Origin of the sequence: Pectobacterium sp. CFBP8739, from assembly GCF_013449375.1 — a bacterium.
Taxonomy (GTDB): domain Bacteria; phylum Pseudomonadota; class Gammaproteobacteria; order Enterobacterales; family Enterobacteriaceae; genus Pectobacterium.
Map to the genome: position 1 here is coordinate 355,591 of NZ_JACDRR010000010.1, position 16,248 is coordinate 371,838.

The 16,248-nt window shown below is 51.6% G+C and carries 16 protein-coding genes and 1 tRNA gene; 9 read left to right on the top strand and 8 right to left on the bottom strand.

Annotated features, from left to right (window positions below):
- Window positions 1-144 precede the first annotated feature (144 nt).
- From H0247_RS10095 to H0247_RS10115, 5 genes are all read left to right on the top strand, one after another.
- The gene (locus H0247_RS10095) at window positions 145-300 is read left to right on the top strand and encodes an AcrZ family multidrug efflux pump-associated protein (RefSeq protein ID WP_180742407.1); all 156 of its coding nucleotides are present in this window, start codon (window positions 145-147) and stop codon (window positions 298-300) included.
- A 147-nt stretch (window positions 301-447) separates the two neighbouring features.
- Window positions 448-1,218: a molybdate ABC transporter substrate-binding protein gene (gene modA / locus H0247_RS10100; RefSeq protein WP_180742408.1), complete on the top strand. Its 771-nt coding sequence runs from the start codon at window positions 448-450 to the stop codon at window positions 1,216-1,218.
- Window positions 1,218-1,907, top strand: a complete 690-nt coding sequence (gene modB / locus H0247_RS10105; protein ID WP_180742409.1) for a molybdate ABC transporter permease subunit — start codon at window positions 1,218-1,220, stop codon at window positions 1,905-1,907. Before modA ends, modB begins: the two co-directional genes overlap by 1 nt.
- Window positions 1,907-2,965, top strand: coding sequence for a molybdenum ABC transporter ATP-binding protein ModC (gene modC / locus H0247_RS10110; protein WP_180742522.1), 1,059 nt, complete (start codon window positions 1,907-1,909; stop codon window positions 2,963-2,965). Before modB ends, modC begins: the two co-directional genes overlap by 1 nt.
- 235 nt (window positions 2,966-3,200) lie before the next feature.
- Window positions 3,201-4,064 carry a sugar phosphate isomerase/epimerase gene (locus H0247_RS10115; protein ID WP_180742410.1) on the top strand — a complete coding sequence of 288 codons (864 nt, stop codon included), beginning with the start codon at window positions 3,201-3,203 and terminating at the stop codon, window positions 4,062-4,064.
- A 76-nt stretch (window positions 4,065-4,140) separates the two neighbouring features.
- Here the strand turns inward: H0247_RS10115 and H0247_RS10120 are convergent, their stop codons facing one another.
- From H0247_RS10120 to H0247_RS10135, 4 genes are all read right to left on the bottom strand, one after another.
- Window positions 4,141-5,121: a LacI family DNA-binding transcriptional regulator gene (locus H0247_RS10120; protein ID WP_180742411.1), complete on the bottom strand. Its 981-nt coding sequence runs from the start codon at window positions 5,119-5,121 to the stop codon at window positions 4,141-4,143.
- Window positions 5,122-5,245: 124 nt separating this feature from the next.
- Entirely contained in the window at window positions 5,246-6,397 is a 1,152-nt protein-coding gene (locus H0247_RS10125) for a Gfo/Idh/MocA family protein (RefSeq protein WP_180742412.1), read from the bottom strand.
- On the bottom strand, window positions 6,394-7,464 hold the full coding sequence (locus tag H0247_RS10130; RefSeq protein WP_180742413.1) for a sugar phosphate isomerase/epimerase: 1,071 nt from the start codon (window positions 7,462-7,464) through the stop codon (window positions 6,394-6,396). The genes H0247_RS10125 and H0247_RS10130 overlap by 4 nt, the downstream gene beginning before the upstream one ends.
- A gap of 130 nt (window positions 7,465-7,594) precedes the next feature.
- On the bottom strand, window positions 7,595-8,839 hold the full coding sequence (locus H0247_RS10135; RefSeq protein ID WP_180742414.1) for an MFS transporter: 1,245 nt from the start codon (window positions 8,837-8,839) through the stop codon (window positions 7,595-7,597).
- Between the two features lie 187 nt (window positions 8,840-9,026).
- On the opposite strand from H0247_RS10135, the gene glk reads away from it, so the two are divergent.
- Window positions 9,027-9,992 (top strand): glucokinase, encoded by a 966-nt coding sequence (gene glk / locus H0247_RS10140; protein WP_180742415.1) that lies wholly within the window; start codon window positions 9,027-9,029, stop codon window positions 9,990-9,992.
- A 71-nt stretch (window positions 9,993-10,063) separates the two neighbouring features.
- Here glk and H0247_RS10145 read toward each other — a convergent pair whose 3' ends face one another.
- Window positions 10,064-10,885: a pyridoxal phosphatase gene (locus tag H0247_RS10145; protein ID WP_180742416.1), complete on the bottom strand. Its 822-nt coding sequence runs from the start codon at window positions 10,883-10,885 to the stop codon at window positions 10,064-10,066.
- Window positions 10,886-11,158: 273 nt separating this feature from the next.
- On the opposite strand from H0247_RS10145, the gene H0247_RS10150 reads away from it, so the two are divergent.
- Both H0247_RS10150 and H0247_RS10155 read left to right on the top strand, forming a co-directional pair.
- A tRNA-Ser gene (locus H0247_RS10150) sits at window positions 11,159-11,246 on the top strand.
- A gap of 478 nt (window positions 11,247-11,724) precedes the next feature.
- Complete coding sequence (locus H0247_RS10155; protein ID WP_180742417.1) at window positions 11,725-12,708, top strand: MDR family oxidoreductase; 984 nt, start codon at window positions 11,725-11,727, stop codon at window positions 12,706-12,708.
- A 50-nt stretch (window positions 12,709-12,758) separates the two neighbouring features.
- Here H0247_RS10155 and H0247_RS10160 read toward each other — a convergent pair whose 3' ends face one another.
- Window positions 12,759-13,415 (bottom strand): TetR/AcrR family transcriptional regulator, encoded by a 657-nt coding sequence (locus H0247_RS10160; protein WP_180742418.1) that lies wholly within the window; start codon window positions 13,413-13,415, stop codon window positions 12,759-12,761.
- Between the two features lie 56 nt (window positions 13,416-13,471).
- Window positions 13,472-13,657 (bottom strand): IS3 family transposase, encoded by a 186-nt coding sequence (locus tag H0247_RS20010; RefSeq protein WP_180742419.1) that lies wholly within the window; start codon window positions 13,655-13,657, stop codon window positions 13,472-13,474.
- A 239-nt stretch (window positions 13,658-13,896) separates the two neighbouring features.
- On the opposite strand from H0247_RS20010, the gene pgl reads away from it, so the two are divergent.
- Window positions 13,897-14,895 carry a 6-phosphogluconolactonase gene (pgl, locus tag H0247_RS10170; protein WP_180742420.1) on the top strand — a complete coding sequence of 333 codons (999 nt, stop codon included), beginning with the start codon at window positions 13,897-13,899 and terminating at the stop codon, window positions 14,893-14,895.
- 91 nt (window positions 14,896-14,986) lie between these two features.
- Here the strand turns inward: pgl and H0247_RS10175 are convergent, their stop codons facing one another.
- Window positions 14,987-16,237, bottom strand: a complete 1,251-nt coding sequence (locus H0247_RS10175) for an LVIVD repeat-containing protein (RefSeq protein ID WP_180742421.1) — start codon at window positions 16,235-16,237, stop codon at window positions 14,987-14,989.
- Window positions 16,238-16,248: the final 11 nt, after the last annotated feature.

Sequence of the window (16,248 nt, forward strand, 5' to 3'; positions counted from 1 at the left end):
ATCAGGGGCAAATCGCACAAATAGACGCACTATTTTCTATTACTGCGGTAGACTACGTGGCAATTACGACGATCTCGGCTTACAGTGAAATAGCACGTTAGACTGGCTAAAGTAGCGGTAACCGTTGCAATAAGTGAGGTAAGCATGTTGGAGTTGTTGAAGAGCCTGCTGTTTGCAGTTGCCATGGTTCCTGTGATGATGGTGGTTATCATGGGCGCGATTTATTGCTTGGGCGAAGTATTTAACGTGTTGTCCAGCATCGGTCATTCCGACGATCAGCGCGCAAAGAATCAGCACTGATTCACGATCCTTTTCTATTTTGATGTCCGGCTTTTTTGCCGGACATTTCTTTTCTACCCCCTGATATATACCTCTTTAAAGCGCATGACATGGCTTCATAATTCGTTATATCATTATTTACATAGCGATAATTGTCAGGAGACAAGAATGAAGCAGCAATGGTTAAAATGGTTTGCCGCACTGACCCTCAGTGCAGGAATGGCGCTGCCTGCGGCAGCAGAAGATAAAGTTACTGTATTCGCCGCCGCATCATTGACGAATGCGTTGCAGGAAATCGCCACGCAATATCAGAAAGAGAAAAACGTTGCCGTCGTGGCGTCTTACGCATCCTCTTCAACGCTGGCGCGCCAGATTGAGCAAGGTGCACCTGCCGATCTGTTTATTTCTGCTGACCAACAGTGGATGGACTACGCGCAGGACAAAAACCTGATGGATACCACCACGCGCCACACGCTGCTGGGCAATGAGTTGGTGGTGATTGCGCCGAAGGCCAGTGCGCAGAAAAATCTCACTATTGATGATAAAACCGACTGGAAAAGCCTTCTGAAAGGCGGACGTCTGGCCGTTGGCGACCCGGATCATGTGCCTGCCGGCATCTATGCCAAAGAAGCGTTACAGAATCTGAAAGCCTGGGATGGACTCTCCCCGCTGATGGCGCGCGCCAATAACGTACGTGCAGCGATGGCGCTGGTGGAGCGTGAAGAAGCACCTTTAGGCATTGTTTACGGTTCTGATGCGGTTGCCAGCGACAAAGTTAAGGTCGTCGGTACGTTCCCGGCAACGAGCCACAAGCCTGTCGAATATCCGATGGCGATCGTAAAAGAACATAAAAACCCAGCGGTTACCGGGTTTTATGACTACCTGAAAACGCCGGAAGCGGCAGCGGTATTTAAACGTTACGGCTTCGCGCCGCGTTAATGATGCTGAGTGATTACGAGTGGCAGGCGGTTGAGCTGAGCCTCAAAGTTTCCGTTCTGGCTGTGGCGTGCAGCTTGCCGTTTGGGATACTGATGGCGTGGATTTTGGTGCGCTGTCGGTTCCCCGGCAAATCGCTGTTAGATAGCATTATCCATTTACCACTGGTGCTGCCGCCAGTGGTCATTGGTTATCTGCTGCTGGTGGCGATGGGAAGACGCGGCGTAATCGGTTCCTGGCTCTATGACTGGTTCGGCTTCAGCTTTAGTTTTAGCTGGCGCGGTGCCGCATTAGCGTCGGCGATTGTCGCGTTCCCGCTGATGGTTCGAGCGATTCGGCTGTCACTGGATGCTGTCGATAAGCATCTGGAACAGGCTGCCCGAACACTGGGTGCCACACCCTGGCGTGTATTTTTCACCATCACATTACCTCTCTCTTTTCCCGGCATTGTTGTCGGAACCGTATTGGCGTTCGCCCGTTCGCTGGGTGAATTTGGCGCGACCATTACGTTTGTTTCTAACATTCCCGGTGAAACCCGAACCATTCCACTGGCGATGTATACCCTGATTGAAACGCCCGGCGCGGAGGCTGATGCAGCAAGGCTGTGTATCATTGCCATCGTCTTGTCGCTGGCTGCGCTGTTGGCATCAGAATGGTTAACAAACTGGAGCCGCAAGCGGTTGGGGGGATAATGCTGCAACTCGATTTTCATCAACAACTGGGCAACCTCGAACTCCGCGTTCAGTCTGAACTGCCCGCGAACGGGATTACCGCGATTTTCGGCGTGTCTGGCGCAGGGAAAACCTCGCTCATCAATGCCGTTGTTGGCCTGACTCGTCCGGATAGCGGACGGATTATGCTCAATAATCATGTCTTGGTGGATACTCAGCAGCGTATTTTTCTTCCACCGGAAAAGCGCCGAATCGGCTATGTATTTCAGGACGCTCGCCTGTTTCCGCACTATCGCGTACGTGGCAATTTACGTTACGGTATGGCTGAGACCATGGAATCGCAGTTCGATGACATCGTCAATTTACTGGGTATTGAAGCGCTGCTGAATCGCTATCCACGGACGCTGTCCGGTGGCGAAAAACAGCGTGTTGCGATTGGCCGGGCATTGCTGACTGCGCCGGAACTGCTGCTTATGGATGAACCGCTGGCGTCGCTGGATTTACCCAGAAAGCGCGAGCTGTTGCCGTATCTGGAGCGTCTGGCGAAAGAGGTCAATATCCCGATTTTGTATGTCAGCCACAGTCTGGAAGAGATTGTCCGGTTAGCCGATCATGTCGTGGTGCTTGATAAAGGCAAAGTGAAAGCACAGGGTGTGCTGGAAGAGGTGTGGGCCAGCAGCGCACTACGCCCTTGGTTAGCGAAAGACGAACAGAGCAGCATTCTGAGTGCGCGCGTGTTGGCTCAACATGAGCATTACGCGATGACGGCGCTGGCATTAGGCGACCAGCAGGTGTGGGTCGGAAAAGTCGAACTCCCGCAGGACGCCGCATTACGCATTCGCGTGAATGCCGCTGATGTTTCTCTGGTGCTACAGCCGCCAGAAAAAAGCAGCATCCGTAATGTGCTGCGTGCCAGCGTGGTGGAGTGCATTGATGTCGACGGACAGGTTGAAGTAAAACTTGAGGTTGGTCAGCAGATGCTGTGGTCCCGTATTACGCCGTGGGCACGGGACGATCTCCTACTTCATCCTGGGCAAACGATCTACGCGCAGATTAAGAGCGTGTCGATTACGGCGTAAGCACAGGCCGAGTGATGGAACAGCCGTTCATATCGCTCGGTCTATCTCGTGAATCAGTCTATATTCTGTGACTAAGATAACAAAACGAGTATTGAGAGTGATTTTCAATTCGTTTTTTCTACCGCGTAAACAAGGTAGTCAGATAAATTATTCCCGCGTTGTTATTTTTTCATTATAAAAAGTAATCGATTACTTTTTTGTTTTCACCTGTGCTAAGAGAGAAGAGGAGAAGGACATGCCTTGTATGACGTTATTGCGCCGAGCGTTCGCCATACCGCTGTTATTAATGGTTTCATCAGGTTTGGCGCTTGCCGAGCGTCCAGCAGAAAATCAGAAAATAGCGTTGCAGATGTATACACTGCGTAGCCTGAATACGCTTGATGAGCAATTTTCTGCGGCGCGTCAGGCTGGGTTTAAGGCCGTAGAGCTGGTGGGGACGCACGGTGTGAGCGCGTCAGAAATGAAGGGATTATTGGGAAAATATCAGTTGAAGGCCATTGCTGCGCATGTCCAGTTTGGCGAACTGAAGAATAACATGGATGAAGTTGTCGCCTTTAATAAAGCGATTGGCAACCGCATGATTATTGTGCCGTGGCTCAATGTTGAAGATCGGCCGAATAGCGCAGAGGGATGGCAGCGTTTTGGTGTGGAAATGAACGATCTTGGACGTGAATTGAAGAAGCAGGGCATGAAGCTGGCTTATCACAACCATAATTTCGAGATGAAGAAGTATCGCGGTAAAACCGCGCTGGAAATCATGATGGATGCGGCAGAGCCAGAGAACCTGATGCTGGAAATGGATGTTGCCTGGGTATCTCGCGGAGGACAGGATCCTGTGCGTCTCCTGCGCCAGTACAAAGGGCGTATTTACTCGATTCATGCGAAAGATAATACCTCCATCGGCATCCGCGATGATGAAATGAACTTTGCCCCACCTGGTGAGGGCATTTTGGCGTGGGAAGAGATTCTTCCTGCTGCGTCTAAGGCGGGTGCTCAGTGGTTTGTTGCTGAACATGACTTACCGAAAGATCCGCAGGCCATTATTTCCGCTGCTTACCAGTCTCTGTATGAAAAGCTGAGTAAGGTGAAAAGTAAGTAAGGAATCGCTATCCACCTGCGGTCAGCGAGCCGCAGGTGGTCAGAAATGGGACCGCGAAAGGTAAATGTTGCGTGGGCTAGCTGGATGCCCGTTCGACAAACGTCCATTTCAGTAAGCGTTTTTCTGTTTTGCTGTCAGGCTGGTCAATCTGTTGCAATAGCAGCTTCACGGCTTCTCTGCCGATATGCGCGGACGGCTGCTGAATGGTACTGAGCTGAGGCGAAGTGATGTAACCCAGCTCCGAGCCGTCAAAACCGATCACCGCAATATCCTGCGGCGCACTCAGCCCCGCCTCGCAGATTGCCGACAGTGCACCCGCAGCCAACGTATCGGACACCACAAAGACGGCATCTGGCCGCTCTGGATCGTTAAGCAGCGCGCTCATTGCGGCCTTGCCGCCTGCGTAGCTCAAGGTGCTGGCGTATTCGACTTTGCCGTAATCAAACGCATTTTCCGCGAGAGCGTCGCGATAACCTTTCTCTCGCTGCTGGGCGTAGAGATAATTCATATCGTGGTTAATCATGGCGATACGGCGGCGGCCTTTGCCAATAAAGTGATTAATCACGAAACGGGACGCTTCGGCGTTATCAATCCCGACGGATGAAATAGCAGATGTATCATCATGCTCGGCGCACTGTACCCAAGGGGCGGTGCCAATCATGTCCTGAATCGCGGAAAGCGTTGAAATCGCGTCCATGGTGATTACGCCATCGACCATTTTACCGGACAGTAATTGCAGGCTGGAGTGGGCGCGAACAATATCGGCACCTGAATTACACAGAAGAATGCGGTAGCCGTTTTCTTCCGCTTCCGCTTCGATACCTTTCACCACATCGGCGCAGAAGGGGTTGGCAATGTTGGAAACCATGACCAATAGCATATGGCTACGTGCGGTACGCAGCTGGCGGGCCAGTAAGTTCGGCTGATAGTTGCTGCTTTTTATCGCATTGAGAACACGTTCCCGGTTTTGCGGCTTCACGGTATCAATGTTATTCAACACCCGTGAAACGGTGGCGACCGAAACACCCGCTATCCGTGCTATTTTTTGAATCGACATAATTCAGAAGGCACTCACGCTACTTATGCTTAGCTGAGCAGATTACCATAAATATCTCTGGCTGCATCCCGCAGGCGTCGCACCTGCGGGATGAATAACATAAGAGAATGAACGGCCTGATGCCTTAATTAGCGACCTTCACCCATGTTTGCTGCTGATGGCTTTGTACGATGGCATCAATGATGAACATGATGTTCGCGCCGTCGTAGAAGGTGGCAAAGTTGCACGGATCGACGCCTGGGCGTTTGCCGTCGCGCAGATAGGCGTAAAAATTCGCCATCATGTTCTTGAACGCATCCGGCCAGCCTTCGATATGCCCACCGGGGAAGTGGACCGCAGCGGCAGCTTCTGGGTTCAGTAATCCAGGATCGTCCGACAACACCTGATTCGGTTTATCACGATGACCGATCCACAGCTGCTGCGGCGTTTCCTGATCCCACGCCAGCGATTGTTCACTGCCATTCACTTCAAACGTCAGGCGATTTTTCCGGCCAGCGCTGACCTGAGAAACGGTAAAGGAACCGCGGCTGCCATCATCAAAACGCAGTAAAACCGTCGCGTAATCTTCGGTTTTGACCGGCTTGTCGTCGTACTCGGGTGGCGCATCAGATGACGAAAACGTGGCCGCACCGTTCCTATTGGATTTGCGGATCGGGTGGACGATGGCTAAATCGGCAAAGACTTCGACAATTTTCCGGCCGGAAATAAACTGCACCGTGTCGCACCAGTGCGAGCCGATGTCGGCCACTGCGCGGGAAACACCGCCGTACTCCGGTTCAACACGCCAGTTATAGTCAGTGTCGCGCAGCATCCAGTCTTGCAGATAGCCGCCGTGTACCGCAAAGACGCGGCCGATCTCCTGATGCCTAATCATACTGGCAGCCTGCTGCACCATGCCAAACTGGCGATAGACAAAGCTGACGCCGTGAACAACACCTTTTTCTTCCGTCATCGCCACCAGTTCACGCGCTTCTTCACTGGTCATACACAGCGGCTTTTCCGAAAAGACGTGCTTGCCGGCCTGAATAATCTGCTTATTGATCGCCGCATGGAGATGGTTTGGTGTGCAGTTGTGGATCGCGTCGAGGTGTGGATGAGTTAACAACTCAGCGACGCTGCCGTAGGCATGAGGAATATTGAGCTGGCGGGCTTTTTGCTGCGCCAGATCGAGCGAGTTTTCTGCCAGCGCCACCACCTCAACGAAGCCAAGGCGACGAATCGCCTCTATATGTGCTGGGCCAATAAAACCGGAACCAATAATGCCAACGCGAATCATTCTGCGTTCTCCTCTTTTAATCCCAACATTTTTCTTACCAACGGGCGATCGTCGCTGGTCGCAGCGAAATCGTCAAAAGCGCGTCCTGCGACGGGAATAATGTGGCGGTTGATGAATGCGGCCCCTTCTTTCGCCCCGCAGTTGCTGTCTTTCAGGCAGCATTCCCATTCCAGCACCGCCCAACCGTCGTAGTCGTATTGGGCTAGTTTGCTGAAGATGCCGCCGAAATCGATCTGACCATCTCCCGGTGAACGGAAACGCCCAGCGCGTTCTGCCCACGACTGATAGCCGCCATACACGCCGCTTTTACTTGATGCGGTAAATTCCGCATCTTTCACATGGAATGCTTTGATTCGCTCATGGTAGCGATCGATAAAGCCGAGGTAGTCCATCTGCTGCAAATGCATATGGCTGGGATCGTAAAGAATGTTGGCGCGCGGATGGTGGTTGACGACATCAAGGAAGCGTTCAAAGGTTACGCCGTCGTGTAAATCTTCTCCCGGATGCAGCTCGTAGCACACATCCACGCCGTGCTCGTCGAAACAGTCGAGAATCGGCGTCCACAGGCGGCCGAGTTCTTTAAAGGCTTCCTGAATCATGACTTCTTTACGCGGTGGCCAAGGGTAAAAATAGGGCCAGGCCAGCGCACCGGAAAACGTAGCATGAGCGCTTAGGCCTAAGCGTGAAGACGCTTTTGCTGCCTGCTTGATTGCCGCAATAGCCCACTGCTGGCGAACTGGCGGATTGCGGCGGTAAGCCGGTGGTGCGAAATCGTCAAAAGCATCGTCATACGCAGGGTGGACGGCAACGAGCTGTCCTTCCAGATGGGTCGACAGTTCGCTGATGGTCAGCCCGTGCTGTGCCAGCAGGCCTTTCACCTCATCACAGTAAGTTTGGCTGTCGGCGGCCGTGGCCAGATCGAAAATATGTGGATGGTTACAGGGAATTTGCAGCGCTTTAAAGCCTAATCCGGCTGCCCATTGCGCCAGATTTTCCAGCGTGTTAAAGGGAGCCTGATCGCCAATATACTGGGCGAGAAAAATACCCGGTCCTTTTAACGTCTTCATTATTACCTCCTTTGGCAACGGGTGTGGTCATGAATACCGTTGCACGATTGCGATAGCGGAGAATGCAGTGGGATGAGGTGCCATAGGCGACCTCATCCCATTTTCTCGTTAAATAATCTGTCTCAAATAATTAGGCCCGCTCTTCTTTATATTTGAAGGAGAAGAGGAAGATGACGGCGATGATGGCTGCGGCAACCGCAGGGATCCACCAGAATGTCGCCCAGATTTCAGGCGCATTTAACGTGCCGTTGTCGAAGAGACGGTTATAAATTGCACCGGAAACCTGTGACCCGAGCAGCATGCCGATACCGTAGGTGAACAGGACCACCAGACTTTGTGCCTGACCTTTGATTTTCTCTCCCGCGATGCGGTCGGTGTAGATGAAACCAATGACGAAGAAGAAGTCATAGCACACACCGTGCAGCAGGATACCGATGTAGAGCAACCAGCGGGTTTCTTCATTCACGCCCATCGCGAAGAGGGCATAGCGTACGAACCACGCCAGCATGCCGATGAACAGCATGTATTTCACGCCCAGCTTTCTAAACAGCAGAGGAATGATCAGCATGAAGACGATTTCAGACATCTGACCAAATGACATCGCGGTGCTGACGTCGCTGATACCCGCATTGCTCAGGAAGGATGCGGTATAAGCGTAGTAGGTGCCTAGTGGAATAGAGATCAGCATGGCGCAGATGGCAAACACTAGGAAGTGGCCTTTCTTCAGCAACGCAAAGGCATCAGCACAGAACAGATCGCGCAGCGCCAGCGGCATGCCTTTTGCGGGGGCAGGGGTATGCGGCAGCGTCAGGCTGTAGGCAGCCAGAATGGCAGAGCAAGCGGCCGCGACGTAGAAGATATTGACACTTGCGGAGATGCCCGCCATCCCGATACAGACACCGGCGACGATCCAGCCGATGGTGCCGAAGACCCGCACAACTGGGAAGCTCTTCTCGCTGTTGCTCAGGTTATGGAACGCGATGTTGTTAGTTAACGCCAGCGTTGGCATAAAGCACAACGTGTAGGCGAACAGCAGGATCAGCAGCTGTGAGCCATCTTCGTTGACTAACGCGGTAGGCACAAACCACAGGATGACCGCGCCGATCAGGTGCAGCAGCGCCATGACTTTCTGTGATGGGAAGAAGCGGTCAACCACCATGCCTAGTACAAACGGCGACAGGATGGAGGCGATTGGCCCAGCAGAGAAGGCGTCGCCAATCATGGCGGCCAGGTTGTGCTGTGTCATCACCAGGCCTAGGGTGACAGACCATGAGCCCCAGATGAAGAACTCTAAAAACATCATGAGTGACAGTCTGGGAACGACGAAGGCCGGCTGTAACGATTTGGTAGCTGTGTTTTCAGATGAAGAAACCATGTGGTATCCCTCTTAAAAGTAATCGATTACAATTTGTGTTTTCTAAATGTAATCGATTACTTTTAACTTAACCGCAGCTTTTAGCCATAAATGAGATCCTTATCACTAGAAAGTTATATAGCCATAGCGTAGCTGGCTGTTTTCGCGCAATGATCGGGTATCTGCTTTGCTTGAGGGGAAAAGAAGAATGACGCACTTTGTTCTAGTGGGCGATGTCGGCGGCACCAATACGCGTTTGGCGCTGTGTGACGCCATGACGGGGGAATTATCGCAAACCGAGACCTATTCTGGGCTGGATTTTCCTTCTCTGGAAGGGGCCATTCGTGATTATCTCGATTCACGGCAGGTCACGGTGCTGGATGCCTGTATCGCGATTGCCTGCCCGATTACCGGTGACTGGGTGGCGATGACGAACCACACCTGGGCATTTTCCATCGCAGAAATGAAAGCGAGTCTGGGTCTACGCCATTTTGAGGTCATCAACGATTTTACCGCCGTTTCCATGGCAGTGCCGGTGATGGCTAACACCGATTTGCTCCAATTTGGCGGCGGGGAGCCTGTGCCAGGCAAACCCATTGCGGTCTATGGCGCAGGTACGGGGTTAGGCGTTGCCCATCTGGTCCATGCCGCCAATCAATGGATTAGCCTGCCGGGTGAGGGCGGTCATGTGGACTTCGCGCCGAATAGCGATGAAGAAGACAACATTCTCTCTGTTTTGCGCCAGTCGCTCGGGCATGTTTCTGCTGAACGCATACTCTCCGGACAGGGGCTGGTAAATATCTACCGTGCCGTGGTGCTGTCTGATGACCGCACGCCAGAGGAGTTGGAACCGAAAGATATTACCGATCGTGCTGTCAACAATACGGATGTGGACTGTCGCCGTGCGCTGTCGCTATTTTGCGTCATCATGGGACGCTTTGGCGGCAATCTGGCGTTAAATTTAGGCACATTCGGTGGCGTGTATATTGCTGGCGGCATTGTTCCGCGCTTTCTTGAGTTTTTTAAAGCCTCCGGTTTTCGGGCGGCTTTTGAAGACAAAGGGCGGTTCAAAAGCTATATGCAGGATATCCCCGTGTACCTGATTACCCATGAGCAGCCGGGATTAATGGGGGCGGGGGCGTACCTGCGGCAGGTGCTGGGCAATGCGCTGTAAGTCAGCTTGATAGTCAAGCGCCATCAGGCAAAGTGAGGCACGACTCACTCGCCTGATGGCATCATCCTTGGTTATGCCAGAATGCGGGTGCGGATGACATCGGCGATGCTGGGTTCCTCATTACTGCCAATCACCAGATCGGCACGCGCTTTGATTTCGTCGGCACTGTTGCCCATGGCGACACCTAATCCTACGCCTTCCAGCATGCTGATATCGTTAAAGTTATCGCCGAATGCCACGACATCTTTCATGCTGATGCCCTGTTCGCCAAGCCATTGCTGAAGCAGTTTGCCTTTGCTGTTGCCGGTTTGGGCGATATCAACCTGATCTTGCCACGACCACTCGCAGGCCAGTCCGAGCTGTTTTTCTACTTCTGCGGCAAAATGGTTCAGCGTAGGGACATCGGCGTGTGTGGTCGCGAATTTCCAGATAGCGTGAGACGCTTCGGTCTGACGCACCAGATTTTCCACCTGAGCGAAACGAGGACGCTGCCGTTCTGGCAGGTTAGCCGCCCATGCCTGCGTGCGGACTACGTGGCCGGTAGGATACTGGTAATACATGTCGTCATCGGCATACATCAGCCCATGAATATCAAATTCTTCTAGCAGCGTGATGACATTTTTTGCCTGTTCGACAGAGAGCGGATTGGTATGCGATGCCTGACCCTGCTGGTAATCATAGACATAGGTACCGTTACAGCAGATGGCGGGCGTATCCAACTGCAATCCCTGATAAAAAGGGTGGATTGCCGAGTGGTGGCGTCCGGTGACAATCATCACTTTTATGCCTTGCTGGCGGGCCAGCGCGAGTGCGCTAAGGGATTCGGGCAGGATTTTTTTCTGTTGATTCAGTAGCGTACCATCAAGATCAAGTGCAATTACTCGGTAGGTCATCGTTGTCTCGCAAATAAAAATGTGGGCATCAAATTACTCTTACGATAAAGGACATGGCGAAAAATAGACAGACAACAGCGAGATAAAAGTGTCTGAGGTTCATTTGATGACGAAAGATTCAGAGTGGCGGTGTGAAATAAAGCGAAACGTACGTTTTTACAGCACCGTTGTTGATTTTCTATGCTTTCAACGGCTTATCATCTATTTTTTAAGCAGTTGACCAAAACGCGGCTTTACAACGTGCGGCATACTGTTTATAGTGCGCGTCATTGCGGAGGAGTGGCCGAGTGGTTGAAGGCACCGGTCTTGAAAACCGGCGACGCGAAAGCGTTCTAGAGTTCGAATCTCTACTCCTCCGCCACACATTCAATAGAGTCAATGAGTCATAAATTATTTTGATTCTATCCTGCATAACATGCAGCATAAAAGCCTCCTTAGTTGGAGGTTTTTTGTTTGTAGTTTTATGTAGAACCTTATCCCGCCGCAGCCCAGCAAATAAATCGTAACCTCTCAGCAGTGATTCAAGGTCTAGCATTTCTAAATCTCTCCCCCTAAACGCGTTTGGTACAACAACACAAGTAACATGCCCATCTACTGGACTGATTTCTGATCCACTGGATGGCTGTAACAGGATTTGCATCAACACCAGCGTGCTTTGCGGAATCAGGCCTCATTTTGATATGGGTCAAAAGCACATCTGAAAAAGTAATGGTTTACAGGATAATTCTTGAATGTCGACAAAATAGTGGGATAGTTTCATTAGTTTTTAGACGATCGGTCAATATTTTTATTATACTCCTGAATACTGACGGTCATATAACCGGATATACGAGGTGAAGATGTTTAAATCTTTATTAATCAATAAGAAAGAAGATATTTATACTGCAATGCTCGCTGAAGTTACAGAAAACGAGCTGCCTGAGGGGGATGTGACTGTCAATATTGACTATTCATCAATCAATTATAAAGATGCGCTGGCCATCACTGGGCGTGGCCCGATTGTCCGCCATTTCCCGATGGTGCCGGGTATCGATTTTGCCGGTACGGTGTCTGAAAGTTCACATCCTGATTATCAGGTTGGTGATAAGGTTCTGTTGACTGGCTGGGGTGTTGGGGAAAAGCACTGGGGCGGGTTGTCCGAAAAAGCTCGAGTGAAGGGGGACTGGCTGACGCCGCTTCCGGCTGGTGCAAACAGTAAACACGTAATGGCAATCGGGACTGCTGGCTTTACCGCGATGTTATGCGTCGACGCGCTGCTGAAACATGGCGTTAAGCCTGAAGATGGCACGGTACTGGTTACGGGCGCCAGCGGAGGCGTTGGTAGCATTGCCGCCATGATCCTTGCATCAATGGGTTACCACGTGACTGCATCGACAGGTAGACCGGAAGAAGCTGAATGGCTTTATAAAACCGTCGGGGTTAATGACATCATTAATCGTACCGAACTTTCCAGTCCTGGCAAACCGTTACAGAAAGAACGTTGGGCTGCTGCTATCGATACGGTAGGTAGCCACACGCTCTGCAACGCCTGTGCTGGAGTACGTTATGGCAGTATTGTTGCGGCCTGTGGGATGGCGCAGGGTATGGATCTGATGAGTAATGTGGCTCCGTTTATTCTACGTGGTGTCACGCTGAAGGGGGTCGATAGTGTCATGTTCGCGAAAGAGAAAAGAGCAGTGATATGGCAACAGGCGTTACAGTATTTGCCTGAGTCCAAACTGGATAGTCTGACCAGCGTTTACCCGCTCAGTGAGGCCATTAATGTAGCCGAAAAACTTCTGAGTGGTGGCGTTCGCGGTCGAGCCATCATTCAGTGTAACTAAACCGATTCAGGTTAAAAATCTCGTGGGGGGCCGGCATTCGCCCCCTATTTTCATTTTTCAACTGCCGCATCGTGTGACGGCAGACAGCGTACAGACGTTTTGAAATAGCGCCAGAAATCGTATACAGGCTGGGTTGAACAATAAAGTTTGGCGCGCATCACGGCTCCTTCCCAGCCACTCCAGAAAATAGCCGCCAGTTGTTTATCATTCATATCTGAGCATATTTCGCCTGAAGATAATGCATCTGACAGACAGGCCGCAACAAGTGACTGCCAGTTCTCAAGAATATCCTGTAGCTGTTTGATAAAGGATGGCGGAAGCCCTGGGCTCTCCTGCATCATATTTCCAACCAGACATCCCCGAGTGAAATTGTACCTTTTAATCCCGTCGCAGGCATCGTGGATAAAATTTTCCAGACGTAACATGGGGGTGCAAAATGGTGCATGCAGATGTTTTTTTAATTTATGTTCGAAGAAGCTGTCATAGGCATTCAGAACGGTCTGGGCATATTCCTCTTTGCTCTTGAAGTAATAATAAAATGAGCCTTTAGGGACACTGGCATTTTTGACTATGGCATCGACACCCGTCGAAAGAAATCCATTCTGCGTCAGAAGTTCAAGCCCACTGCGGATCAGATCATTACGAGTATCTGCATAGGTACTTTCTATTTTTCGTGGTCTTCCTCGACCGCGAGGTTCGCTGGTCATGACTCATCTCCTGCATATTCAAACTAGAAAGAATCGGTGATTCTATAAGTGTGATCTTACCCATGTAATATGGACTCGGCTCTAAGACCGATTCTGGTTTCAAACGGTTCTGGGCTGCAACCGCTACGCATACTGTCATAACGCAAGCGATTGTAATCGCACTCTATATAATTAAACACCGTTGTCTTCATGATTTTACGGTGGATAAAGCGTTTGTCGTGGCTCCATTCCATTTCCAGCAAATGAAAACACGTTCTACGCGGACGTTATCATAACCGGATCTTTTAGTGCCTATGCATCCATGTCCGTACTGCCGCCATTACTCAAATCAATAGTAGCCTTGCGATGTCTCTGTAGAATAAAGTGATGGGTCATTTATGGTATACCGTGCGTCAGGTTGAGCAGGTTCATTATCCTTCTGATGAACTTCTTTTGAGCCTTCCTGTGCCGCCACATTCGCGTGAAAAATAAGGAGAATACGATGCAGCAAGTGGTTTATGTCGCCAGCCCGGAAAGCCAGCAGATTCATGTTTGGCAACTCGGTGCTCAGGGAAATCTGACATTATTGCAAACCGTTGATGTTTCAGGGCAAGTTCAGCCGATGGTGATCGCACCGAACAAGCGTCACCTGTATGTCGGGGTTCGTCCTGATTTCAGGGTTCTGAGCTATCGTATTGATGAACAGGGTAAATTGACGGAAGCGGGTGTCGCCTCTTTACCGGGCAGCCCGACGCATCTGTCTACCGATAAAGACGGACGTTTCCTGTTCAGCGCGTCTTACAGCGGTGCCTGCGTTAGTGTTAGCCCGATTGGTGCGGATGGCATCGTCGGCGAGCCGATCCAACAACTGGACGGACTGGAAGGGTGCCACTCTACCAATATTGATCCAACCAATTCTGTTGTGTGGGCACCGTGCCTGAAAGAAGACCGCATTCGTCTGTACGATCTGGGTGCGACGGGCGAATTGAGCGTACACCGTCAGGCTGAAATGACGGCGGTCGCGGGTGCCGGACCACGCCATATGGCTTTCCACCCGAATCAACGCTTTGCTTACTGTGTGAATGAACTTGATAGCTCGGTAGACGTATATCAATTGGATGCAGCCAGTGGGGAATTGCAGAAAGTGCAAACGCTGGATGCTATGCCAGCAGGCTTCAGCGATACGCGTTGGGCGGCAGATATTCACATTACGCCGAATGGTCGCTTCCTGTACATCAGCGATCGTACTGCCAGCCTGCTGAGTGTTTTCCAGGTATCAGAAGACGGCAGCACGTTAACGCTGGCGGGTCATCAGCCAACCGAAACGCAGCCGCGTGGTTTCAATATCGACGACACCGGTGAGTTCCTGATTTCAGCAGGCCAAAAATCCCAGCACATTGAGGTGTATCACATCGACCAGAACTCGGGCGATCTGCAACCGCTGGCGCGTTACGCCGTCGGTCAGGGGCCAATGTGGGTGTCGGTGCTGGCGCTGGACTAAGTTAGCTAAGCACTAAGTAAACTAAGCACTAAGTAAACCAAGCACCACATTGAGATTGAGCCCTGCATTGATCCGCAGGGCTTTTTTTCGATTAACCTCGGTATTCGATGATCGACAAACCTGCGTTGTAATCTGTGCTGTAGATGATGCCGTTGGCATCAACAAACACATCGCAAGATTGAATAATCTGCGGCCTGCCAGGGCGTTTATCGACCATGCTGGTGGGGGCGGCAGGCACCAGCGCACCGGTTTCTTTCGGCTGGTACGGATTACTGATGTCGTAAGCCCGCACGCCCGCATTTTGATACGTGGCGAAAATCAGTGACGAACTGATGAAACTGCCCGGCCGGTTTTCATGCAGGTTATGTGGGCCAAAGTGTGCGCCTTTCTTCACATAGTCTATCTCTTTCGGCTGCGGGAAGGTGGCGATGCTCACGGGATTACTCGGCTCACGAATATCGAATACCCAAATCAATTTCTCGCCGTCTTCCTGATTATCCAAAACCGCTTCATCCAACACGATCAGCAGATCGCGATCCGGTAACGGCAGCGCGGTATGGGTGCCGCCGCCAAACGGCGGGCTCCAGTTACGGTGGCTGATGAGCTGTGGATTGGTGCGATCGCTTACGTCCAGCAGGGTCAGCCCGCCATCGCGCCAACTGCCATAGGCAGTATCGCCGCTGATGATGGCATGATGCAGTGCGTAACGCTTGCCGTCTGGCCAGCTTGCGGTTTCTCCACCTGCGGTGTGCATTCCGGGTAGCCAATAACGACCAGCAACTTCCGGACGCAGTGGATCGGCCAGATCGATAGTCAAAAAGATGTAGTCACTATAGCCATCAAGCAGCGCGGAGACATAGGCCCAGCGCCCGCCCACGTACCAGATGCGGTGAATTCCGATACCGTCCAGCGGCAGGAAGCTGATTTCACGTGGTTTATCCGGCGTTGAGATATCGAAAATCCGTAATCCGGCACTCCAGCTTTTGCCATGCTGCTTGGTACTGACCGTGTCGGCGACGGAGCGGGTGTAATAGACCTTTTCCTCGGCGAAGCTGGCGTCGGCAAACAAATCGCGCGCGTTAACGACAAGCAGAAGGTCATCATGCGTTTGCAGATGGATATTCCAGGTGCCTGGCGGGGCAGCAATAAACCCCGCCGGCTTGGGATTCTTGGCATCGCGCACATCCACAATCGACACGCCTTGTGAAACCATATGCCCGATATAAGCGTAGCCGCGATGAACCATCACCTGCACGCCGTCGGGTCTGCCACCCTGATCGCTGTGCCCAATCAGCCGCATATTACGGCTGTAATCGGGGGTGGGCAGAGGGATCGATGCCATGAGTTATCTCC